The organism is Phenylobacterium sp., from assembly GCF_046290725.1.
In the GTDB taxonomy this organism is placed as follows: Bacteria; Pseudomonadota; Alphaproteobacteria; order Caulobacterales; family Caulobacteraceae; genus Phenylobacterium.
Genome location: NZ_JBKBUH010000001.1, coordinates 2,027,997 through 2,048,182, shown reverse-complemented (window position 1 = coordinate 2,048,182; position 20,186 = coordinate 2,027,997). Strand labels below are relative to the sequence as shown.

Genomic DNA, 20,186 nt, shown 5'->3' with positions numbered 1-20,186 from the left:
CTTGCTCACGCCGCCGCCTCCTGGGGCTCCGTCGGAACCTCCCGCACGCCGATCACGCGGCAGATCGCATAGACGAGATCGGCCCGGTTGAGCGTGTAGAAATGGAAGTCGGAATAGCCTTCCTCGGCCAGGCGCGCGCACATCTCGGTCGCGACCGAAGCGGCCACCAGGCGGCGGGTCTCCGGGTCTTTGTCCAGGCCTTCGAACAGGTTGCCCAGCCAGCTCGGCAGCGGAATGCCGCAGGGCGCGGCCATCTTCTTCAGGCCCTTGAAGTTCGAAACCGGCATGATCCCCGGCGAGATCGGAATGGTCACGCCCGCCTTACGCACCTTGTCCATGAAGAACAGGAAGGCGTCGATGTCGTAGAAGAACTGGGTGATCGCCCGGGTCGCGCCGGCGTCGATCTTGGCCTTCAGCACGTCGATGTCGTGATCGATGGACGGGCTCTCGGGATGCTTCTGCGGATACAGGCTGACGCTGACCTCGAAGGGCGCCACGGCCTTGATCCCGCGCGTGAGCTCCGTGGCGTTCTCGTAGCCGTCGGCGCGCGGCGTATAGACCCCGCCCAGCGAGCCCGGCGGATCGCCGCGCAGGGCCACGATGTGCCGGATGCCGGCGGCCCAGTATTCGCGCACCACCTCGTCCACCTCGCCGCGGGAGGCCTCGACGCAGGTCAGGTGCGCGGCGGGCTTCAGGCGGGTCTCCTTCAGCATACGCACCACCGTGCGGTGGGTGCGCTCGCGCGTCGAGCCGCCGGCGCCGTAGGTCACCGACACGAAGGCGGGGTTCAGCGGCTCCAGGCGGCGGATGGCCTCCCAAAGGCTCGCCTCGGCCTCCGGCGTCTTAGGCGGGGAGAACTCGAAGGAGACGGAGGGGCGCGGCCCAAGGCCGGCCCCCGCGCGGGCGACCGGTCCGAGTGCGGTGGTCATGCGGCGCTCCTTTGGCTTTCGCGGCCGCGCGCGGCGGCCCAGATCTTCACGGTCAGGCCTTCGGCGCCGTTCGGCGGCGGCAGGCCCGCGACCTCCACCTTCGAAAGCCCGGCCTCCTGGAGCCACCGCTCCATTTCGCCGTCGGCGAAGCCCAGACGACGGTGCTGATGCTGCTCGCGCAGGAACTCCAGCTTGTGCGGGGCGAAGTCGACGATCAGCAGTCGGCCGCCCTCGGCCACCAGGCGCGCGGCCTCGCGCACCGCCGCGGCCGGATCGGCCAGATAGTGCAGCACCTGATGCACCACCACGAGGTCGGCGCTCCGATCCGGCAGCCGCGTGCCGAAGATGTCTCCGTGCCGCAGCTCGCAGCGCTCCAGCCCCGCCTCGGCCACGTGGCTGCGGGCGATGTTCAGCATCTGCTGCGAGAGATCGAGCCCCAGGGCCTGGTCCGACTTCGGCCCCAGCAGGGTCAGCATCCGCCCGGTCCCGGAGCCCAGGTCCACCAGCCGCTTGAACGGCCCCGCTCCCGCCGCCTTCAGGATCGCCGCCTCCACCGCGGTTTCGGAGACATAGAGCGAGCGGATTTCGTCCCAGCGGGCGGCGTTGCGGGCGAAGTATTCTCCGGCCTCGGCCGAGCGCTCGGCGCGCACCGCCTCCAGCCGTTCGGCGTCACGGGTCAGCACCGGGTCGTCCGGCTCGATCAGGTCGAGAAGCTGGGCGATCAGGGCCTGGGTCTCGCCGCCGGCCGTCAGGCGATAGAACACCCAGGCCCCGTCGGGGAAGCGTTCGACCAGCCCGGCCTCGGCCAGAAGCTTCAGGTGACGGGAGACGCGCGGCTGGCTCTGGTCCAGCACCCGGCAGAGCTCCAGCACCGCCAGCTCCTCGCGCTCCAGCAGCGCCAGGATGCGCAGCCGCGTCGGCTCCCCCGCCGCGCGCAAGACATCCACCGCCTGTTCCATCGAGAGCGCCATTGGCACATAAAGATATCTTTATGTCTTTATGTCAAGTGAACGGCGACGCCTGTCAGCTCAGCATACCATGCCCGCCGGTCCGCCGCCTCTTGCCACAAATGCCAGGCTTGCCGCCAATAGCCGCGATGATCGAGGGGGGCGTCCATGCGTGTTGTTCTGGCCTGTCTCGCGACGCTCGGCCTGGCCGCGCCCGCCGCCGCGCAGGATGACCTGGCTTTCGCCGGCTTCGCCGACCAGCAGCAAGCCATGCGCGAAGGCCGCGCCAGCGCCGAGTCCCTGGCGCGCCTCTATCTGCAGCGTATCGAGACCCTCGACCGGGCCGGGCCGAAACTCAACAGCGTGCTGGCCCTCAACCCTCACGCCTTGGAGGACGCCCGCCGACTCGACGCCGAACGCGCCGCCGGCCGGGTGCGCGGGCCGCTGCACGGGGTGGCCGTCCTCATCAAGGACAATATCGACAGCGCCGACGGCACGGCCACCACCGCCGGCTCTCTGGCGCTGAAGGACAACGTCACTGGCCGCGATGCGCCGCTTGTCGCTCGGCTGAAGGACGCCGGCGTGGTGGTGCTGGGCAAGACCAACCTCTCCGAATGGGCCAATTACCGCTCAACCCGCTCGATCAGCGGCTGGAGCGCCCTGGGCGGCCTGGTGCGGAATCCCCATGCGCTCGACCGCTCGGCCTGCGGCTCCTCCTCGGGTTCCGGCGCCGCCGTGGCGGCGGCCCTGGCGGCGGGAGCCATCGGCACCGAGACCGACGGCTCCATCACCTGCCCGGCGGCCATGAACGGAATCGTCGGCCTCAAGCCGACCGTCGGGCTCGTCTCCCGCACCCATTTGGTCCCGATCTCGGCCAGCCAGGACACCGCCGGCCCGATGACCCGCTCGGTCGCCGACGCCGCGGCCCTGCTGACCGCGCTGGCGGGCTCCGATCCTGCCGATCCGGCGACGGCCGAGGCCGACGCCCGGAAGAGCGACTATCTCGCCGCCCTCGACGCCGGAGCCCTGCGCGGGGCGCGCCTGGGCGTGCTGCGCGGCCCCGCCGGCCGCAACCATCCCGTCGACGCCCTGTTCGAGAAGACCCTTGAGGTGCTGAAGGCCCAGGGCGCGATCCTGATCGACCTGCCGCCGCCCGATCTCGCCGCCGTCAGCGCCGCCGAGGACCTGGTCCTCAAGACCGAGTTCAAGGCCGGCGTGGCCGCCTATCTCGCCTCCACCGATCCGGCCCGGGTGAAGCCCCGGACGCTGGCGGACCTCATCGCCTTCAACCGCGCCGAGCCGCGGGAGACGCCCCTGTTCGGCCAGGAACTCTTCGAACAGTCGCAAGCTTCGGCCGGCCTCGACGATCCCGCCTATGTGAAGGCCCGGGCGGACGGGCCCCGGCTCGCCGGTCCCGAGGGGATCGACCGGATGCTGGCGCAGGCCGATGCGATCGCCATCGTCGCGCCGTCGGGCGGTCCGGCCTCAGTGGTCGACCCGGTGAACGGAAGCCGCTGGCTGGGCTCCCCCTCCACTTTGCCCGCGGTGTCCGGTTACCCGCATCTGACCGTGCCCATGGGCGAGGTGAGCGGACTTCCGGTGGGGATTTCCTTCATCGGCCCCGCCTGGTCGGAAGCGCGACTGCTGGCGCTCGGCTACGCCTTCGAACAGGCGACGAAGGCGCGGGTGGCGCCCGCCTTCGCCCCGACCGTCAACACCCGCCCCGACATCGCCGCGGCCTACGATCCGGCGCGGTGAAACCTCAGGCCTTGTCGTCGCCCCACCAGTCGAAACGTTCGTAGAAGGCGATCGGCGCGCCGTCCGGCCCCCGCGCCTTCAGCTCGTAGCGCACCGACTCGGCCCGCCAGACGGGGCCGGAGAGCACCTGCGCGCCCTTCGCCTTCAGCGTCGCCTCCAGGCGCGCAATGTCGTCGACTTCGAAGGCCGCAGGCTCGGTCGCCGCGCCCTGCACCAGCTCGAAGGCGTAGCCCTGGCGGGCCAGCCGCCCCTCGCCGCTCGCACGATAGCCCAGCACCTCGCCGTACCAGCGCCGGGCGTCCTCCAGATTGGCGGCCGCCATCACCGGCTGCTCGGGCCGCAACACCAGGCGCTCAGCCTCGCCGTCGTCGGGGCCTCCGGAGGACAACAGCGTGGAAAGGCAGACGGCGAGGGCGCGGAACATGAGGAAGCCTCCTTGGGCTCCTCTCCAGATAGGAGGCGATTGCGGCGAAGCTAGGCCCGCTTCGGCTTGCGACGCGGCGGCGGACCGCCTCGGCCGGGCTTGTGGCGTGGCGGCGCGCGATCGAAGTCGGGCGCGCCGGCCGGTTCGATGCGGATGTCGGCCTCGCCCGCTTCGCGCACCGCCGCGGCGAACCGGGCCTGCGCCTCCGGCGCGATCTCGAACCGTGTCTCGCGATCTCCAATCCGGATCTCGCCGATGTCCTTCTTGGTCACGTGGCCGCGACGGCAGATCAGCGGGATCAGCCATTTCGGATCGGCGTTGTTCTTGCGTCCCACCGGCATCCGAAACCAGACCCCGCCGCCCTCCCGCTTGGCGTAGGGCTCCCGCTTGGGGCGTTCGCGCGGCGAGGGCGCGGCCGCGCCGGGGTCGAACACCTCCTCCGGATCGGGGAGGCGCGAGCGGTAGAGCCGCACCAGGGCGGCGGCCACCACTTCGGGCGCATTGCCCTCCAGCAGCTTGCGACCCAGGGCCAGGTCCTCGTCGGTGGGCGCGTCCTGCAGGATCGGGCTCTCGACCAGCCGCTGCTGGTCGCGGGCGCGGATCTCGTCGGCCATGGGCGGCCCCGACCATTCGGCGGCGATCTGAGCCGAAGCCAGCAGCTGCTCGGCCTTGCGCTGACGGTTGTAGGGCGCGAGCAGCACCGACACCCCTTTGCGCCCTGCCCGGCCGGTCCGGCCGCTGCGGTGCAGGAGGGTCGCCTTGTTCTGCGGCAGGTCGGCGTGGATCACGAGGTCGAGCGCCGGCAGGTCGAGCCCCCGCGCCGCCACGTCCGTCGCCACGCAGGCCCGGGCGCGCCCGTCGCGCAGAGCCTGAAGCGCGTCCGACCGCTCCTTCTGGCTGAGCTCGCCCGACAGCGCCACGGCGCTGAATCCCCGCTCCCGCAGCGAACCGTAGAGGTGGCGCACCGCCTCGCGGGTGGCGCAGAAGACGAGCGCCGCCGGAGCGTCGAAATAGCGGAGCACATTGACCACCGCATGCTCGACCTCGGTCGGAGCGACGCGGATCGCGCGGTACTCGATGTCCCGATGCGGCTCGTCGCGCCGAACCGTATCGATCCGCACGGCGTCGCGCTGATACCGCCGCGCCAGGCTGGCGATCTCCCGGCTGATGGTGGCCGAGAACAGCAGGGTCCTCCGCTCAGCCGGCGTGGCGTCGAGGATCTCCTCCAGGTCTTCGCGGAAACCGAGGTCCAACATCTCGTCGGCCTCGTCCAGCACCACGGCCTTCAGAGCCGAGAGGTCGAGGTTCCCACGCTCAAGGTGATCGCGCAGGCGCCCGGGCGTTCCGACGACGATGTGCGAGCCGGCCGCCAACGCCCGCTGCTCGCGCCGCGCATCCATGCCGCCGACGCAGGTGACCACCCGGGCCTGAGCCTCGCCCAGCAGCCAGGCGAGTTCGCGGCTCACCTGCAGCGCCAGCTCCCGGGTCGGCGCCACGATCAGGGCCAGCGGGGCTTCCGCAGCGCCGAAGGCCGGCGCGTCGCCCAGCAACCCGGCGCCCAGGGCCAGGCCGAAGGCCACCGTCTTGCCCGAGCCCGTCTGGGCGGAGACCAGAAGGTCGGCGCCGGCCGACGCCTCCAGCACCGCGGCCTGGACTGGCGTCGGCTCGCCATAGCCTTGCGCGGCGAGCGCCCGCTCGAGCGCGGGATGGGTGCGGGAAAACGGCATGGGACTCCTCTTGGCCCAGGCGCATGGCGGCCTCGGACGGTGAGCGCGCAGCCCTTAGCAGGGTTTGGGCGCCTGCACAGGCCCCCCTTCGCAGAGACAAGAGGACCGCATGCTCGCCGGAACCGAATGGGGCGAAACTTTGTTCGCCTCCACACGAGGGACGTGTCCTGGGAGGTTGTTTTCATGAAGAAGTTGCTTATGGCGGCCGCCGCGGCCGTTGCGATGACGGCTGCGGCCCCGGCCGCCCATGCGGCGCACGTCATAAATTTCGCGAGCCCTGCTGCCGACGGCTCGATTTCCGGGGCGTTCAAGCATGAGGGCATCGCCGGCGGCGCCTTCAGCGACGTCTACAACTTTATGTGGCCCTCGAATGGGATCGCCGGGGGGACGATTTCCTCCTCCTTCCAGACCAGCATCTTCAACGATATCGACTTCACCTCGGTGACCCTGAACGGCGCCGAGTTCCAGATCGGGTCGACCGGACAGGTCGAATTCCGCTTCCTGAACGACCTCCTGGTCACGGGCGGCATGCAGCAGCTGATCGTCAGCGGGACCAGCGGCGGCAACGGCTCCTATGCCGGCACGCTCACCTTCTTCCCCTCCGCCGCGATTCCCGAACCCGCCACCTGGGCGATGATGATCGCGGGCTTCGGCCTCGCCGGCGCGGCCCTGCGTCGGCGCCGTTCCGAGCATCTCGCCTTCGCCTGAGGCCGGCGCACGGACGCCAAGACGCCGTCGGCCTGCGCCGGCGGCGTCTCCGCATTTCGGGTCTCCGGAAAAATTTCATAGGGCTGTCGGCTCGCCCCGCCTCGGTTCGTCCTAGGATCGAAGAGGCCGCTCCGGCCTCGTCCAGCAAGGAGATCGACCGATGCGTGTGATCGTTTTCGTGAAGGCCACCGCCGACAGCGAGGCGGGCGCCATGCCCTCGACCGAGCTGATCGAGGCCATGACCAAGTACAACGAGGAGCTGGCCGCCGCCGGGATCATGAAGGGCGGCGAGGGCCTGCATCCCTCTTCCCGCGGCAAGCGCATCGCCTTCGACGGCGCAGAGCGCAAGGTGATCGACGGCCCCTTCGGCCAGGTGGACGAACTGGTCGCCGGCTTCTGGATCTGGGAGGTGAAGGACATGGACGAGGCCGTGGCCTGGGCCAAGCGCTGCCCCAATCCGATGCCGGGACCCAGCGAACTCGAAATCCGGCCGGTGTTCGAGGCCGAGGACTTCGGCGAGGCCATGACTCCCGAACTCATCGAGCGCGAGGAGCGCCTGCGCCAGCAGCTCGAAGCCTGAAGCCCTACCAGGCGCTGACCGCGCCGTAGGGGTGCTCGAACTGCAGGGCCACGAACCGGGCGGTCGGCTCGCCATAGGCCGACCGCACCTGGGCGAAGGTCCGGGCCATGACGTCCGGCCCCGGCAGGGCGACCTCCCGATCGAACCGGTCCGGCAGGCCGCGGCTGCGATAGACGGCGAGGCCATGACGCGAGACCGTGCTGGGCGCCCCCGTCGCCCAGGCGGTGGATCGATAGGTCCGCGACCAGGCGTCGATGGCCGTGCCGAAGGCGATCTCGTCGAAGCCGGCCGAGAGCGGCACGGCCACGTCCTCGCGGCGCCAGAAGGCCGCCAGGTTGCCCACCACCAGCCCCATGCCCCGCAGGGTCAGGCGATAGTCCTCGCCCCGGTGGCGCGGATCGGGAAGCGGCAGGCCCAGGCGCTGGGCGGTCTCCCTCATGACCTCCTCGCCGGCAAGCTCGCGGAGAAGATTCAGTGTGGCCGGCTCCCCGGCGCTGATCCCGGCGGTCGTGACGATCGGCCCGTCGGCGATCCAGCGGACGTCAGTCCGCCAGGTCGTCGTCGGATGCTTCTTGGCCAACCGGCTGCGGCTGAACCAGTGGACGGTCGCCTGCCGCCCGTCCAGCAGTCCGGCCGCCGCCAACGTCCGGGCGCCGTTGCAGATCGACATGATCCTGACGCCTCGGCGCAACTGGTCGCGCAGCCAGGCCGCCCGGGCGGGATCGTCCTCCACCTCGAACGCCGGCACGATCACCACGTCCGGCCCCTGCGGCCGCAGGGGCTCTAGCTCGGCCAGGGTCATCTGCGGCGCCACCCAGGCATAGCCGGGCGTGAGGCGCACCGGCTCGGCGTCGGCGGAGACCACCTTCACCTCCACCGCCCCGCTCTCGGCGAGGATGGCGTAGGGCGCCAGAAGGTCGGTGGCGACCGTTCCCCGCCCGTCGGCGAGGATGGCCACGAAGGGTTTGGCCGCAGCCCCGCCCGTCAGGGCGAGCGCCAGGACGAAGCCTGCGATAAGGGCGCGCATCGTTCGATTCTCCCGGCCGCCCGGGGGCGGCGCTCCGTGGTGTCCGGCCTCGAAACTACCGCGGCGCGGGTCTGGCCGAAATGACGGACATCCCGCAAAAACCGACATGCTTCCGCGCCTAGGCGGCTTCGTCCTTCCCCGGCAGGTCGAACACCAGCAGCCCCGGCTCGCCCAGAGGCAGTTGCGTCCTCACCTTCCCCTGCGGATCGATCACCGCGGTCGGCCCCCATCCGACCCGGCCGTCCCGCTCGCCGGTCACGTCGGCGGAGATCAGCCACAGCCCCGCCTCCTTGCAGCGCTCGGCCCGCACGGCGTTGTGCCTGTGCTTCCAGGCTTCGGCCGTCGCATACCGCATCATATTGTTCGCCGGGCAGGCCAACAGCCGCGCGCCGGTGTCCGCCACCTTGCGCGCCGCCTGCGGGAAGTTGGTGTCGTTGCAGATGTTGATCCCGAAGCTCAGGCCGCCGGCCGCGAAGACCCCGGCCTCGGTTCCCGGCGTAAACGCCTGCTCGCCGGCCAGCAGGTGCGCCTTCCGGTAGCGCCCGGCCAGCCGGCCGCCGGCGATCACAGCAGCGGTGTTGAAGAGCCGCTCGCCCTCCGCCTCGATCAGGCCGAGCACCACCACAGGGCCGTCAGAGGGAAACCGGGCCGCCACCGCCGCGAACTCCTCCGAGGTCAGATCCAGCGCCCAGCGCCGGGCCGGTCCCTCCTCGGTCAGGTAGCCCTGCAGGAAGCCTTCCGGAAAGCACAGCAGCGCCGCACCACGCCCCCTCGCCTGCGCCGCCGCCCTGACGGCCCAGGCAAGCGCGCCTTCGACGTCCTCTCGAAATTCGGGCGTCTGGGCCGCGGCGATTTTGATCGGGTTCATCGGGAAAGCTTAGCCTTGCTCGATCGGTTCCTCGACGCCGATCGCGCGGATGGGATACCACCGTCCAGGGACGTCTCGCGGGAGAGGACAGATGAGCCGGATTTTCGGGCCGATCCGTCAGAACGGGTATGTGGTGCGCGACATCCAGGCGGGCATGCGCCACTGGATCGAGGCGGTGGGAGTCGGCCCCTGGTTCTATGTCGAGCGGGTCAAGACCGACTATTTCCGCCATCGGGGCGTCGACTCGCCCGTGGAGATGAGCATCGCTCTGGCCAATTCCGGCGACCTGCAGATCGAACTGATCCAGCCGCGCAACGACGCGCCGTCCATGTATCGCGAGTTCCTCGACGCCGGGCGCGAGGGACTTCAGCACGTGGCCTACTGGACCGAGGATTTCCAGACCGCCTACGACCGCGCGCTCGCCCTCGGCTACACGGTCGGCCACGAAGGGCGGATCGGCGGGGAGCAGGGCCGTTTCGCCTATTTCGACACCGAGGGTCCCCACCCCGGCGCTGTGGTTGAGCTCTCCGACATCAGCGGAAACAAGGGCCGGTTCTTCGCGCACATCCGCCGCGCCGCCACCGACTGGGACGGCTCCGACCCCATCCGCGAGGTGCGGTGACCTGGGCCCGCGCCCCGGCCCAGTCGGAACGGCTATAGGCATCGCACCGCGCGCCGGGGACAGCTGAGCGCGGCGCTTCAGTCCCCGAGCCGCTTGCGCTGGATCACCACCGGCGCGCCGCCCGGGTCGCTCTCGAAGCCCGCCACCTGGAAGCCGTGGCGCAGGTTCAGCACGATCATGGCGTTGTTGGCCGCCCGGGTGCGGGTCTCCACCCAGCGGTAGCCCAGCTTGGCGGCCTGATCGTGCTGGCGGACCATCAGTTCCGAGGCGACGCCGCGGCCGCGCATTCGCGGATGCACCCCGCCCAGCCAGGAATAGAGCAGGTCCGGCCCGCGCCGATAGCCGAGCTTGAAGCCGACCCAAGCCTCGCCTTCGCGCGCCAGCCACAGCATCGGGTCGATCGCCAGCGGCAGGCGGCCCAGGAGATAGGCGTCGTCGAAATCGGCGAACACGGCGCGAGCCAGCGCCAGCAACGGCTCGGCCGCCGCCGCCGCCCCGCCGGCCCAAAGCTCGTAGACGACGCCCGACTGTCCGCTCATCGGTTCCCCCGCTCCTGCGCCGCCCGACCTTTGCCCCGCTTCGCGCCGGCCGGCCAGCCGCGAGCCCGCCGCCTGACCGCTGACTACGAACTCGCCAGCACCCAGGTCGTAGCGAGATGCGCCATCGTAGGATCATCCAGGCCCTGTTCGGCCAGATCGGCCCAGGTCGAGAACATGACGACGTGGCCGAGCGCAGCCCGCCGCAGTCGGCTGGGCGCACCAAATGCGGCCTCCAATTCGTCGGCCAGCCCGGCGAGATAGGCGCGGAACTGCGCCATCGGCTCCTGCACGGCTGGAGTCACGGCCTCGTCGCGGAACGAGACAGTCCACATGCCGCGGGTTCGCCGAAAGTAGCCGTAGAGCGCCGTCAACAGCGCCTCGCATCGCGTCTCCGGCGCCTCCGCCGAATCCGCCGAATCCGCCGAATCCGCCGCGGGCGGGCTCGGGGGCGGATTGCGCTCCAGCCAGCAGGACGTGCAGGCCTGGAACAGCGCCGTCTCGTCCGGAAAGTGCCGGTAGACGGTCAGGCGCTGCACGCCGGCCCGTTCGGCGATGGCGCTGATCGTGGTGCGCCGCGGCCCAAGCTCTTCGTGTAGCGACATGGTCGCTTCGACGATCCGCGCCCTTGTGGCGGCTTCGGAGTCCGCGCGCTGACGCTTCGTGTAGGCCCTGGGCATTCAAAGAACATATCTGTTCAGTGGAATTTGACAAGAAGCGTGCGAGCGTCTACACGCCACATCAATGAACACATTTGTTCACTGAAAGTGGGATTTTTGAGATGCAACCACCGCAGATGCACGCGCCCTTCGAAGCCGCCGACGGCGTAGCCGTGCTTCCCGCCTGGCTGCCGGTTCCCGGAATGGGCGTGCTGCCCGCCAACGCCTTCCTGATAGAAGATCGCGAGCCGATCCTTGTGGACGCCGGCGTCGGCGTGCTTGCCGAGCCCTTCGTGGCGGCGCTGAGGACGCTTATCGCGCCGGAGCGCCTGCGCTGGATCTGGCTCACCCACATGGATCCGGACCACACCGGAGCGCTGGGCGAGCTCCTCTCCGCCGCGCCGGAGGCCCGGCTGGTCACGACCTTCCTGGGCGCCGGCAAGCTCGGCCTGTCCGGCGTCTCACCGGAGCGGATCCAGGTCGTAGAGGCCGGCGAGACGCTCGCCCTGGGCGCCAGGACGGTCACCGCCGTGCGACCGCCCTATTTCGACGCGCCGGAGACCATAGGGCTGGCCGACCGGGATAACGGCCTTCTGTTCTGCGCCGACGCGTTCGGCGCCGTGGCCGCCGCCCCAGCGGACAGCCTGGGCGAGGCCGCGCTGGCCCAGGGCATGGCGGTGTGGGCGCGGCTCGACACCCCATGGCTCGGCGATCTGGATCCGGCGCGCTTCGAACGCGCCTTGGCGCAGGTCGCCGAGCTATCCCCGCGGACGGTGTTGTCCGCCCACCTCCCCCCCGCCCGAGACATGACCGCCGCCCTGCTCGAAGCCGCCCGAACAGCGCAGCAAGCATCCCGCGCGCCGCGCGCCGCAGCCGCATGAACCCTCTGAAGGAGAAGACACTCATGAATCTGGCCATCGTCCGCCGCAACGAAGCCGCCGTCCGCCGCTTCCTGGCCGGGACCCACGGCGGCGACCTTTCCGTCATCGAACAGACCGTAAGTCCGACGATCGTCACCCACGGCTTTCCGGGTGGCGCCGATCCCGACAGCCTGGACAGCTATCGAGCGTTCTTCGAGACGTTCGGGCTCGCCTTCTCGAACATGGCCTTCGAGGTGCACAGCCTGGTGGCCGACGAGAGGCTCGTCGCGGTGAGGTTTGGCGTGGCGGTGGACCACACCGGTCCTTTCGCGGGGGCTCCTCCCACCGGCCGGCGGGTGAGCTTCGAGGGTATGGCGCTCTACCGCATGGCCGACGGCCTGATCGCGGAAACCTGGCTGCAGCTCGACGAACTCGCCCTACTCACCCAGGTGGGCCTGATGCAGGCGGCTTAGCCCGACCTCGGCCGCTCAGTCCAGCGATCCGGAGTGCGCCGTCGCGTCCACCGGCCCCTCGAACGCGATGAAGAGGACGCACGGCGCATCGCCTTCGCAGGCGGCGCGATGCGGCAGGCCGGCGGGGCCGTAGGCGTACATGCCCGGCGTCAGAACCGTTTCGGCGGCGCCCCGATACTTCACGCGCAGGCGGCCTGCGACCAGGACCATCCGCTCGGCGGAGGTGTGGGTATGGGCCGGCAGGGCCTGCCCGCCGCGGACGCGAAGGAATACGTCGGCGTTAGGTTGGGACGGATCACCGTGCAGCACGCCGATCTCGCACCCGGTGGGGAAGACGGGCGGACAGGCGCCCCAGGCCAGGGCGGGGTCCTCGACGCGGACGGCCAGCGGCGGCTCGGCGGCCGACGAGGCCCCGGCGGCCAGCAGGAGAAGGGCGGCGGCGGGTATCACTGTAGGCGACATGGGTGGCCTTCCTTTCGGATCGTGTCCGGCTTTCGGATCGTGTCCTGGGAGCCTAGGGCGACCTCGAAGGGCGTCCAGTTCAGGAACTGAACCGCCCCGGCGCCGAAGAGGCCGCCCTTGCTAACCGCCCGCTAACCCGAACCGCCTCATCCTCCGCCCGGGGCATAACGCCCTGCGGACGCCCCACCGGTCGACCGCCCCTGGAAGCGGACCGTTCGGGATGCCGATCAACAGCATCAATACGAACATCGGCGCCATGATCGCCCTGCAGGCCCTCAACGGGATCAACGGCGAGCTTGCGACCGTACGCGCCCGCATCGCCACCGGCCTGAAGGTGGCCGGCCCCAAGGACAATCCCGCCGTCTGGGCCATCGCCCAGAACATGCGCGCCGAATCCAAGTCCCTGGACTCGGTGAAGAACTCGCTTCAGCGCGGCCAGGCCGTGGTCGAGGTGGCGCTCAACGCCGGCGAGGCGATCTCCGACATCCTGATGCAGATGAAGGAAAAGGTTCTGGCCGCCACCGAGGCCGGCCTGACCTCCGCCTCCAGACAGGCGCTCAGCGACGAATATGTCGCCCTGCGGGCGCAGATCGACCGCATCGCCGGCTCGGCCACCTTCGACGGGGTCAACCTGGTGGCCGCCGGCGGCGGGGGCGGGGTGAAGGCCCTCGCCGACGCCCGCGGCGGCATGACCATTGACGTGGCTCACGTGGATCTCTCTACCGGCGGAGCCGCGGTCTCCGGCACGCGCACCAGCCTGACAGGCGCCGTCGGTTCGGCCGACATCGCGGCGATCGACGCGGCGATCCAGGCGGTCTCCGGCGCGCTTTCCAAGCTGGGCGTCGGCGGCAAGAGCCTGGACCGCCACCTGGGCTTCGTCGCGAAGCTGCAGGACACCATCGATTCCGGCGTCGGCAATCTGGTGGACGCCGACCTCGGCAAGGAAAGCGCCCGCCTGGTCGCCCTGCAGACCAAGCAGCAGCTCGCCATCGAAGCCCTGCGCATCGCCAACCAGGCGCCGTCGCTGCTGCTGGCCTTGTTCCGGCGGGGTTAGGGTTCGAGGCGAACCGCTCCGCTTACGGATCGGAAGCTGGCGGTGCGGCCAACAACTCGCCTTCGATGGCGTCCACGAGCGGCGGGGCCGCCCGATCAATATTGGCCAGCACCACCACGGTATAGCCCAGATCGGGATAGATGCGCATGCGCGTGCTGACTCCGCCGTAGAGGCCTGAGTGTCCCACGGCGGAGCCGACGCCGCCGCGGTTGACCTCGAACCCCGCCCCATAGTTGTAACCTTGGGGATCCGCCCAGAGCCGCTCGAGAGAGGCCTGGGAGACCAGCTTGCCGCCCTGAAGCGCCATAGCGAAGCGGTGCATGTCTCCGACGGTGGAATAGCCTCCGCCGGCCGGTATTCCGCGCAGGAAATTGCGCACCGTATTCTCCCGCCATCCATATGGCGCCGCTGGAGCCCGCATGTATCCGACGGCGACGTCCTCGACAGGATCGTCGGCCGCAATGCTGCCGGTTAAGCTCATCCCGGCGGGCGCCAGGACATGATCGCGGACATAGTCGTAGTAGTCCTCACCCGAGGCCGCCGCGATCACAGCGCCCAGAAGCAGAACGCCGGTGTTGCTGTACTCGAACCGGGTTCCCGGTGAGGAAGAAAGCCCCACGCGACGCGCCAGCGGTTTGTAATCGCCGAGTTCGCGGTATCGCGCCCGCGGCTGGTCTTCGGCGAGGCTGACGATGTCGGGCGAAAGGCCGCTCGTGTGGGTCATGAGCTGCCAGACCGTCACCTGGCGGGCGACGTCCGGCTCCAGCCAGGTCGCATCCAGATAACGGTCAAGGGTGGCCTCTGGCCTTAAGCGACCGGCTTCGATCAGCTGCATCGCCGCCACGGCGGTGAACATCTTGTCCATCGAACCGAGGTTGAAGCGCGTACTCACGGCATTGGGAACATGATAGCGGCGGGAGGCCTCGCCGCAGGCGCTCTGCACCAGCACCTCTTCGCCGGCCGCCACCAAGACCGCGCCGGAAAAACGCTCAGCCCGGCATCCGGTCTCGACCAGCTTGGCGATCCGCGCCGCAACTTCTTCGCGGCTGCGGCGTGAAGAGGGCCCGACCGCCCAGTCTGGCACGGGCGTCAGGTCGAGGTAGGTGACCTTGGGATCCGGCGTTCCCCCAAGCGTCAGCTCGACGCCTTGAAGGGCGCCGTAGAGTTTGGTGCGCAGCGCCACCTGCACAACGGCTGGATTTCCAAGAGCGAGCCTCGCCCCCACCAGTTCCGCTCCGCCGCCGATCCACCTCTGGTCCTGGAAGAAGCCCCTTATCGCCCGCTCCGGCGCGCCCTCCGCGTCGTGCTCGAGGAAAGCCTCGATCCCTTCGTCGCTGTTGATCGCTTCGACATAGAGGCGGGCGAAGGCCTGGGCTTGCGCATTGGTCGGGCGGGCGGGCGGAAGTTCCGCCGGCGCCTGAGCCCAGGCGACCTGACTAGCGAGCAGCGCCAGGGTCGCCGCCATCATCCATCGCCCCATCCGACATCTCCCGTTCGATTTTGAACGAGCTTAGGTGCAGATCGGACGCTCCAGTCAACCGATGCGTGCGTTCTGAAGTGCTTGGAAGCGCGGGCAGCGGGTTCTGCGGGACGCGTCCCTCACGCCGCCGCGCGGGTGTCTGCGGGCATTAGGCGCTCCACCACCAGCCGGCTCAGCATCCGGCCATCCAGGGGCAGGATGGAATCGACGAAATTGGCCTCGCCGGCGGCTTCCAGCTCCGGCGGGCGCTGCATGGAGGCCTCTTCGGCGACGAAGGTCTCCTGCACGGCGTCGACCAGCAGGCCCGCCGTCCGCTCGCCGTGGTTCACCACCACGATCACGTGCCGGCTGGAGGCTTCGGTTCGCCCCAGGCCCAGCCGGTCGCGCAGGTCGAGCACGGGCATCACGGCTCCGCGCAGGTTGATCACCCCCAGCACGTAGCTGGGGGTATGCGGCAGGGGCGTGGCCTGCGTCCAGCCGCGGATTTCGCGCACGGAACGAATGTCGATGCAGAATTCCTGACCGGCGATCTCAAAGGAGATCAGCTCCACCTGGGCGCCGGAATGCTGGGTTTCGTCCATGGTCAGAACTCCTGCCAGCCGTCGTCCACGGGCGCCGGAGCGGGCGCGCCCACCGCCCGTTTCAAGCGCGTCTGCATCTGAGCCACGGGATTGGGCGACGACCGTGCAGGCTGAGGAGCGGGAATGCGTCTCACGCCGGCTTCGAACCGGCCCACAAGGGCCGCCAGCTGCTCGGCCTCGGCCTTCAGCGTGGCCGAGGCGGCGGTCGCCTCCTCCACCATGGCGGCGTTCTGCTGGGTCACCTGGTCCATCTGATTGACGGCGGTGTTCACCTGATGGAGGCCGGTCGCCTGTTCCTGGGCGGACGCAGCGATTTCCGAGATCAGACCATCGATCTCCGTGACCTTGGCGACGATGCCCGACAGCGCTTGGCCTGTTTCGCCGACCAGCTTCACCCCGCGCTCCACCTGGGCGCTGGACGAGGAGATCAGCGTCTTGATCTCCTTGGCGGCCTCGGCCGAGCGTTGGGCCAGAGCCCGCACCTCCTGGGCGACGACCGCAAAGCCCTTACCCGCATCACCCGCCCGGGCGGCCTCGACGCCGGCGTTGAGGGCCAGCAGATTGGTCTGGAAGGCGATCTCGTCGATCACCCCGATGATCTGGCCGATCTGCTTCGACGAGCCCTCGATCTCGCCCATGGCGGCCACAGCCTCGCCGACCACGGCGCCGGAACGTTCGGCGTCGGATTTGGCCGCCGAGGCGGCGCCGGAGGCCTGCTTGGCCCCTTCGGCGCTCCGCTTGACGGTGGCGGTGATCTGATCGAGCGCCGCGGCGGTCTCCTCGAGGCTTGCAGCCTGCTGCTCGGTGCGGCGGGAGAGGTCGTCCGAGGCCGTGGCGATCTCCTGAGCGCCGCCGCGCAGGGCGCCGGTGCTGTCGGCCACCGAGGCCATGGCTTCGCACAAGGCGCCGAGAGCGGCGTTGAAGTCGTCCTTGATCCGCTGGTACTCGCCGGGGAAATCGGCGGCGATCTGGGCGGTCAGGTCGCCCTTCGACATCCGGTTCAGGCTCTCGCCCAGGGCCTGGACCACCGCGGCCAGCTCCGCCGCCGCCTTGCGGCGCTCGACCTCGCGGTTGGCGCGCTCGGTCTCCACCTCGGTCACGTCGGTGGCGAACTTGATCACCTTGTAGGGCTTGCCAGTTTTGTCTAGGACAGGATTGTATGAAGCCTGGATCCAGACCTCGCGCCCGCCCTTGCCGATCCGGCGGAACTTGGCGGCCACGAACTCCCCGCGGTTCAGCGTCGCCCAGAAGTCGCGATAGGCTTGGCCGCCCGCCTCCTCCGGCGGAACGAACAGGCTGTGGTGGCGCCCCTCCACCTCTACGGCGTCGTAACCCAGGGCGCTCAGGAAGTTCTGGTTGGCGCGGATCACCGTGCCGTCCAGCTTGAACTCGATGACAGCCTGCGACCGCTCCATGGCCGCGACCTGGGCGGCCAGTTCCTCCAGGCGCTCGGTCTCCGCGCCCGCCGCGCCGCGTTTGGCGAACAGCATTCCGATCTCTCCTCGCAAACCGCCGCCCGAGATTGATTATTTCGGACAGGCGAAATACTTGCCTCGCGGAGATGGTTGTGGAGAACGTTGTAAACTGGCCGTTAATTTGGGCCTCTACCGCGAATATGTCGCGCCCCAAAATGGGTATTTAAGCGCACCTAGCCAGAAGAATAGGTTCAAGTCTCCCAGATTGTCGGCCATTTTTCTACGATATACTCGGTGTTTTACCTACCATGGCTAGACGAATGGAAACCCCTCCACTCTCGGTAGAACAGCGTTATCGTGTCGCAGGCGGGGTCTCGCCGCCACGGCCACTGGGTCAGCCCTTCCGATAAATCGAGATGCTCGTCCTCCGCCGCACCATTGCATATGTGCTGGACCGCGCCGCCTTGATGCGATCGCTCTTCGACGAGGACCTCGTGGCGGCGCTGACGCTCGAGACCGTCAATCTCGCCAACCTCAGCCACCTCCGCGAGCAGAAAGCTTTTGGCGCGCGTTCCGGACCGGTTTCCCGTGAACTGCGGCGACCGATCACGGCCTACGCCCTGGCCGTGTCCATGGACATTCCGCGCGAAACAGTGCGACGGAAGGTCAAACGCCTGGTGGAACTCAACTTTCTGGAAGAAACGTCCGCAGGGCTGCTTGTCCGGCCCGAGCGTCTGGGCGAGCCGGACGTCCAGCACGCGATCCACCAAAATCTGCTGCTGACCGTCCAGCTATGTCGCGACCTGACGGAGCTCGGCGTCGCCGACGCCCAGGCGATCTCCACCCCGCGCGGTTTGCACGCGCATGCGACGACGCGGGTGACGAGCGCCTTCATGCTCCGTTTTCTCGAAGATGCACGCGCGCTCTCGCAGGGCGGGGTGCAGGCGGCGCTCATCTACTTGGCCCTGCTGCGGGGCAACCTGCGTCACCTCGATCCCTCGTCCGACCGCACGACGCTCGAAGGCGTGGTCCCAGACGCCTTGCGCCGCCCGGTTCCAGCCCTGACGCTCGCAGAGGAACTGGGCCTGCCGCGCGAGACGGTGCGCCGCAAGGCGGCCCGATTCGTAAGCAACGGCTACGCCCGTGCAGAGCCGGGCGGTCTCGTCGCGCAGCCCCTCGCCCTCCCGCCGGAACGGCTTCGCCGGCTGGTCGAGCGCAATCGCGGCGACCTTCGTCAGTTGCTCGTCAGCCTGAAAGCGACGCGAAAGGACGCTTGACGGGCGTCAACGCGGAGAGTCCGCAGCCACGCCAGCGTGCGCCTGCGCAATCGGGGGAGGCGCCTATGGACGTACGCGAGGCGGTGCAGACCCGATTTACCTGCCGCGCCTTCCGGCCCACGCCCGTGCCGCTGGGAAAGGTCGCCGACATCCTGCGCCTGGCCGGCCGCGCCCCCTCTGGCGGCAACCTTCAGCCCTGGCATGTCTGGGCGCTCGCCGGCGAGGCGCTGGAATCCTTGAAGGCCGCGGTCCGAGCCCATACAGCCGCCGGCCAGTTCTTCGAGGGCGAGATCGAGTACGCCATCTATCCGCCCGACCTGAAGGAGCCCTACGCCGGACGCCGCTTCCGCAACGGCGAAGCCTTCTATACCGCCCTGGGTGTCGCCCGCGACGACCATGAAGGCCGCATGCGTCAGGTCGCCGCCAACTTCGAATTGTTCGGCGCGCCGGTGGGCCTGTTCCTCGCCGTCGACCGCAGCATGGGTCCGCCCCAATGGGCGGATCTCGGCATTTTCCTCCAGACCCTGATGCTCGCCGCCCGGGCCGAGGGACTGGACACCGCCCCTCTGGAGGCCTGGTCCCTGTGGCCCAAGACCGTGCGCGCCCATCTCGGCATGCCTGAGGAGCTGATGCTGTTCTGCGCCGTGGCCCTGGGTCACGCCGACCTGGAGGCGCCGGTCAACCAGGTTCGCGCCGAGCGCGCGCCGCTGGAAGAGTTCGCGACCTTCCGGGGATTCTGACCGCCGCCGCTTGACACTGACCAGAGGTCAGTAACTAATGACCTTAGGTCATTAGGATTGTGCCATGGGCAAGCCGCGACGGCGTCGCCTACATCCCGAAGCGCGGAAGCTGGAGATCATCCAGGCCGCCGAGCGCCTGTTGCAGGCTGACGGCGCCCGGGTTCGCGTGGAGGACGTTGCCCGCGAGGCGGGCGTCGCCAAGGGCACCTTCTTCCTCTACTTCCCGACCTGGGACGATCTGCTCGAGGCGGTCCGCGACCGGCTGGTGGCCGAGTTCGACGCCGCTCATCCCCTGCCGACGGAAATCGAAGGGCCGATCGACTGGCCGGGTCTTGTCGAGGCCCAGGCCGCCGCCTTCATCGACTTCACCCTCTCGCGCCGCGGGGTCGGCGAGGCGGTGTTCCATTCCGACTTCGCCGAGCGCCGGCCGCTGGCCGACAACGCGATCCTGCGGCTGTCGGCGGTGATCCGCGCTGGCCAGGAAGCTGCGGCCTTCGGAGCGGTCGATCCGGAGCCCACGGCGCGCCTCCTGTTCGCCGCCATCCACGAAGCCGCCGACGCGATCGCTTTCGGCGCCGAGCGCACAGCCATGCTGGCCGCCCTGCAGAACCTGCTTCGGCGCACCCTCGCCCCCTGAAGCGCCCGACCTGAGAGAAGGAGCCCCCGATGAGCGAGACCCCGATCAATGTCAGGTACATGGTCGGCGACGTGCAGGCCTGCGTGGACTGGTATGTCCGCCACTTCGGCTTCCGACCCCTGCCCAACGCCTCCCCGGCCTTCGCGGCGGTGGAGCGCGGCCCCCTTCGTCTGCTGTTGAGCGGCCGGGGCAGTTCCGCCGGCCGCCCGATGCCCGACGGCCGCCAGCCCGAACCGGGCGGCTGGAACCGCTTCCAGGTGATCGTCGAGAACCTGCCCACGGAGGTCGAACGCCTTCGGGCCGACGGCGTCCACTTCCGCAACGACATCGTCGTCGGCCCCGGCGGCTCCCAGATCCTGGCCGAAGACCCCGCCGGCAATCTCGTGGAACTGTTCCAGCCGGCGGCCCGGGCTTAGAGCGCG

Annotated in this window: 23 protein-coding genes; 11 read left to right on the top strand and 12 right to left on the bottom strand. The window is 69.5% G+C overall.

What is annotated here, in order from left to right:
* Nucleotides 1-5: 5 nt before the first annotated feature.
* Nucleotides 6-929 carry a methylenetetrahydrofolate reductase [NAD(P)H] gene (metF, locus tag ACK41C_RS10665; RefSeq protein ID WP_409653587.1) on the bottom strand — a complete coding sequence of 308 codons (924 nt, stop codon included), beginning with the start codon at nt 927-929 and terminating at the stop codon, nt 6-8.
* Entirely contained in the window at nt 926-1,900 is a 975-nt protein-coding gene (locus tag ACK41C_RS10660; RefSeq protein WP_409653585.1) for an ArsR/SmtB family transcription factor, read from the bottom strand. Before ACK41C_RS10660 ends, metF begins: the two co-directional genes overlap by 4 nt.
* A 144-nt stretch (nt 1,901-2,044) precedes the next feature.
* Here ACK41C_RS10660 and ACK41C_RS10655 point away from each other — a divergent pair, with 144 nt between their 5' ends.
* A complete protein-coding gene (locus ACK41C_RS10655) occupies nt 2,045-3,634 on the top strand; it encodes an amidase (protein WP_409653583.1) in 1,590 nt (529 codons plus the stop codon).
* 4 nt (nt 3,635-3,638) lie between these two features.
* On the opposite strand, the gene ACK41C_RS10650 is transcribed toward ACK41C_RS10655, so the two are convergent.
* Nucleotides 3,639-4,058, bottom strand: coding sequence for a VOC family protein (locus ACK41C_RS10650; protein ID WP_409653580.1), 420 nt, complete (start codon nt 4,056-4,058; stop codon nt 3,639-3,641).
* 50 nt (nt 4,059-4,108) lie between these two features.
* The gene (locus ACK41C_RS10645; protein WP_409653577.1) at nt 4,109-5,785 is read right to left on the bottom strand and encodes a DEAD/DEAH box helicase; all 1,677 of its coding nucleotides are present in this window, start codon (nt 5,783-5,785) and stop codon (nt 4,109-4,111) included.
* Between the two features lie 183 nt (nt 5,786-5,968).
* Between ACK41C_RS10645 and ACK41C_RS10640 the strand changes: the two genes are divergently transcribed.
* Complete coding sequence (locus ACK41C_RS10640) at nt 5,969-6,493, top strand: FxDxF family PEP-CTERM protein (protein ID WP_409653574.1); 525 nt, start codon at nt 5,969-5,971, stop codon at nt 6,491-6,493.
* 160 nt (nt 6,494-6,653) lie between these two features.
* Nucleotides 6,654-7,073, top strand: coding sequence for a YciI family protein (locus tag ACK41C_RS10635; protein ID WP_409653571.1), 420 nt, complete (start codon nt 6,654-6,656; stop codon nt 7,071-7,073).
* A 4-nt stretch (nt 7,074-7,077) separates the two neighbouring features.
* On the opposite strand, the gene ACK41C_RS10630 is transcribed toward ACK41C_RS10635, so the two are convergent.
* Together ACK41C_RS10630 and ACK41C_RS10625 are read right to left on the bottom strand one after the other, a co-directional pair.
* Nucleotides 7,078-8,100, bottom strand: a complete 1,023-nt coding sequence (locus tag ACK41C_RS10630) for a DJ-1/PfpI family protein (RefSeq protein WP_409653568.1) — start codon at nt 8,098-8,100, stop codon at nt 7,078-7,080.
* A gap of 118 nt (nt 8,101-8,218) precedes the next feature.
* Entirely contained in the window at nt 8,219-8,968 is a 750-nt protein-coding gene (locus ACK41C_RS10625; protein WP_409653566.1) for a carbon-nitrogen hydrolase family protein, read from the bottom strand.
* 91 nt (nt 8,969-9,059) lie between these two features.
* On the opposite strand from ACK41C_RS10625, the gene ACK41C_RS10620 reads away from it, so the two are divergent.
* A complete protein-coding gene (locus tag ACK41C_RS10620) occupies nt 9,060-9,590 on the top strand; it encodes a VOC family protein (RefSeq protein ID WP_409653563.1) in 531 nt (176 codons plus the stop codon).
* A gap of 77 nt (nt 9,591-9,667) precedes the next feature.
* On the opposite strand, the gene ACK41C_RS10615 is transcribed toward ACK41C_RS10620, so the two are convergent.
* Complete coding sequence (locus ACK41C_RS10615; RefSeq protein ID WP_409653560.1) at nt 9,668-10,129, bottom strand: N-acetyltransferase family protein; 462 nt, start codon at nt 10,127-10,129, stop codon at nt 9,668-9,670.
* 83 nt (nt 10,130-10,212) lie between these two features.
* Nucleotides 10,213-10,806 carry a TetR/AcrR family transcriptional regulator gene (locus ACK41C_RS10610; RefSeq protein ID WP_409653557.1) on the bottom strand — a complete coding sequence of 198 codons (594 nt, stop codon included), beginning with the start codon at nt 10,804-10,806 and terminating at the stop codon, nt 10,213-10,215.
* 101 nt (nt 10,807-10,907) lie between these two features.
* Between ACK41C_RS10610 and ACK41C_RS10605 the strand changes: the two genes are divergently transcribed.
* Both ACK41C_RS10605 and ACK41C_RS10600 read left to right on the top strand, forming a co-directional pair.
* Entirely contained in the window at nt 10,908-11,666 is a 759-nt protein-coding gene (locus tag ACK41C_RS10605) for an MBL fold metallo-hydrolase (RefSeq protein WP_409653555.1), read from the top strand.
* A 23-nt stretch (nt 11,667-11,689) separates the two neighbouring features.
* Nucleotides 11,690-12,118 (top strand): ester cyclase, encoded by a 429-nt coding sequence (locus ACK41C_RS10600; protein ID WP_409653552.1) that lies wholly within the window; start codon nt 11,690-11,692, stop codon nt 12,116-12,118.
* A gap of 15 nt (nt 12,119-12,133) precedes the next feature.
* Here ACK41C_RS10600 and ACK41C_RS10595 read toward each other — a convergent pair whose 3' ends face one another.
* On the bottom strand, nt 12,134-12,580 hold the full coding sequence (locus tag ACK41C_RS10595) for a cupin domain-containing protein (protein WP_409653549.1): 447 nt from the start codon (nt 12,578-12,580) through the stop codon (nt 12,134-12,136).
* 220 nt (nt 12,581-12,800) lie between these two features.
* On the opposite strand from ACK41C_RS10595, the gene ACK41C_RS10590 reads away from it, so the two are divergent.
* On the top strand, nt 12,801-13,634 hold the full coding sequence (locus ACK41C_RS10590; protein ID WP_409653547.1) for a flagellin: 834 nt from the start codon (nt 12,801-12,803) through the stop codon (nt 13,632-13,634).
* A gap of 22 nt (nt 13,635-13,656) precedes the next feature.
* Here the strand turns inward: ACK41C_RS10590 and ACK41C_RS10585 are convergent, their stop codons facing one another.
* From ACK41C_RS10585 to ACK41C_RS10575, 3 genes are all read right to left on the bottom strand, one after another.
* On the bottom strand, nt 13,657-15,114 hold the full coding sequence (locus ACK41C_RS10585; RefSeq protein WP_409653545.1) for a serine hydrolase domain-containing protein: 1,458 nt from the start codon (nt 15,112-15,114) through the stop codon (nt 13,657-13,659).
* Nucleotides 15,115-15,233: 119 nt separating this feature from the next.
* Complete coding sequence (locus ACK41C_RS10580; RefSeq protein ID WP_409653542.1) at nt 15,234-15,695, bottom strand: chemotaxis protein CheW; 462 nt, start codon at nt 15,693-15,695, stop codon at nt 15,234-15,236.
* A 2-nt stretch (nt 15,696-15,697) separates the two neighbouring features.
* Nucleotides 15,698-17,185, bottom strand: a complete 1,488-nt coding sequence (locus ACK41C_RS10575; RefSeq protein ID WP_409653539.1) for a methyl-accepting chemotaxis protein — start codon at nt 17,183-17,185, stop codon at nt 15,698-15,700.
* Nucleotides 17,186-17,526: 341 nt separating this feature from the next.
* On the opposite strand from ACK41C_RS10575, the gene ACK41C_RS10570 reads away from it, so the two are divergent.
* From ACK41C_RS10570 to ACK41C_RS10555, 4 genes are all read left to right on the top strand, one after another.
* Nucleotides 17,527-18,387 carry a hypothetical protein gene (locus ACK41C_RS10570; protein WP_409653536.1) on the top strand — a complete coding sequence of 287 codons (861 nt, stop codon included), beginning with the start codon at nt 17,527-17,529 and terminating at the stop codon, nt 18,385-18,387.
* Between the two features lie 65 nt (nt 18,388-18,452).
* Nucleotides 18,453-19,127: a nitroreductase gene (locus ACK41C_RS10565; RefSeq protein WP_409653534.1), complete on the top strand. Its 675-nt coding sequence runs from the start codon at nt 18,453-18,455 to the stop codon at nt 19,125-19,127.
* Between the two features lie 64 nt (nt 19,128-19,191).
* Nucleotides 19,192-19,764, top strand: coding sequence for a TetR/AcrR family transcriptional regulator (locus tag ACK41C_RS10560; protein ID WP_409653531.1), 573 nt, complete (start codon nt 19,192-19,194; stop codon nt 19,762-19,764).
* Nucleotides 19,765-19,793: 29 nt separating this feature from the next.
* The gene (locus tag ACK41C_RS10555) at nt 19,794-20,180 is read left to right on the top strand and encodes a VOC family protein (protein ID WP_409653529.1); all 387 of its coding nucleotides are present in this window, start codon (nt 19,794-19,796) and stop codon (nt 20,178-20,180) included.
* Nucleotides 20,181-20,186 lie beyond the last annotated feature (6 nt).

Excerpts from the sequence above, each read along its gene's own strand:
- ACK41C_RS10560 (WP_409653531.1), top strand. The coding sequence starts at position 19,192 with ATGGGCAAGCCGCGACGGCGTCGCCTACATCCCGAAGCGCGGAAGCTG.
- ACK41C_RS10635 (WP_409653571.1), top strand. The coding sequence starts at position 6,654 with ATGCGTGTGATCGTTTTCGTGAAGGCCACCGCCGACAGCGAGGCGGGC.
- ACK41C_RS10600 (WP_409653552.1), top strand. The coding sequence starts at position 11,690 with ATGAATCTGGCCATCGTCCGCCGCAACGAAGCCGCCGTCCGCCGCTTC.
- ACK41C_RS10625 (WP_409653566.1), bottom strand. The coding sequence starts at position 8,968 with ATGAACCCGATCAAAATCGCCGCGGCCCAGACGCCCGAATTTCGAGAG.
- ACK41C_RS10565 (WP_409653534.1), top strand. The coding sequence starts at position 18,453 with ATGGACGTACGCGAGGCGGTGCAGACCCGATTTACCTGCCGCGCCTTC.
- ACK41C_RS10595 (WP_409653549.1), bottom strand. The coding sequence starts at position 12,580 with ATGTCGCCTACAGTGATACCCGCCGCCGCCCTTCTCCTGCTGGCCGCC.
- metF (WP_409653587.1), bottom strand. The coding sequence starts at position 929 with ATGACCACCGCACTCGGACCGGTCGCCCGCGCGGGGGCCGGCCTTGGG.
- ACK41C_RS10620 (WP_409653563.1), top strand. The coding sequence starts at position 9,060 with ATGAGCCGGATTTTCGGGCCGATCCGTCAGAACGGGTATGTGGTGCGC.
- ACK41C_RS10590 (WP_409653547.1), top strand. The coding sequence starts at position 12,801 with ATGCCGATCAACAGCATCAATACGAACATCGGCGCCATGATCGCCCTG.
- ACK41C_RS10645 (WP_409653577.1), bottom strand. The coding sequence starts at position 5,785 with ATGCCGTTTTCCCGCACCCATCCCGCGCTCGAGCGGGCGCTCGCCGCG.
- ACK41C_RS10580 (WP_409653542.1), bottom strand. The coding sequence starts at position 15,695 with ATGGACGAAACCCAGCATTCCGGCGCCCAGGTGGAGCTGATCTCCTTT.
- ACK41C_RS10585 (WP_409653545.1), bottom strand. The coding sequence starts at position 15,114 with ATGGGGCGATGGATGATGGCGGCGACCCTGGCGCTGCTCGCTAGTCAG.
- ACK41C_RS10570 (WP_409653536.1), top strand. The coding sequence starts at position 17,527 with ATGCTCGTCCTCCGCCGCACCATTGCATATGTGCTGGACCGCGCCGCC.
- ACK41C_RS10660 (WP_409653585.1), bottom strand. The coding sequence starts at position 1,900 with ATGGCGCTCTCGATGGAACAGGCGGTGGATGTCTTGCGCGCGGCGGGG.
- ACK41C_RS10655 (WP_409653583.1), top strand. The coding sequence starts at position 2,045 with ATGCGTGTTGTTCTGGCCTGTCTCGCGACGCTCGGCCTGGCCGCGCCC.
- ACK41C_RS10650 (WP_409653580.1), bottom strand. The coding sequence starts at position 4,058 with ATGTTCCGCGCCCTCGCCGTCTGCCTTTCCACGCTGTTGTCCTCCGGA.
- ACK41C_RS10555 (WP_409653529.1), top strand. The coding sequence starts at position 19,794 with ATGAGCGAGACCCCGATCAATGTCAGGTACATGGTCGGCGACGTGCAG.
- ACK41C_RS10640 (WP_409653574.1), top strand. The coding sequence starts at position 5,969 with ATGAAGAAGTTGCTTATGGCGGCCGCCGCGGCCGTTGCGATGACGGCT.
- ACK41C_RS10630 (WP_409653568.1), bottom strand. The coding sequence starts at position 8,100 with ATGCGCGCCCTTATCGCAGGCTTCGTCCTGGCGCTCGCCCTGACGGGC.
- ACK41C_RS10605 (WP_409653555.1), top strand. The coding sequence starts at position 10,908 with ATGCAACCACCGCAGATGCACGCGCCCTTCGAAGCCGCCGACGGCGTA.
- ACK41C_RS10575 (WP_409653539.1), bottom strand. The coding sequence starts at position 17,185 with ATGCTGTTCGCCAAACGCGGCGCGGCGGGCGCGGAGACCGAGCGCCTG.
- ACK41C_RS10610 (WP_409653557.1), bottom strand. The coding sequence starts at position 10,806 with ATGCCCAGGGCCTACACGAAGCGTCAGCGCGCGGACTCCGAAGCCGCC.
- ACK41C_RS10615 (WP_409653560.1), bottom strand. The coding sequence starts at position 10,129 with ATGAGCGGACAGTCGGGCGTCGTCTACGAGCTTTGGGCCGGCGGGGCG.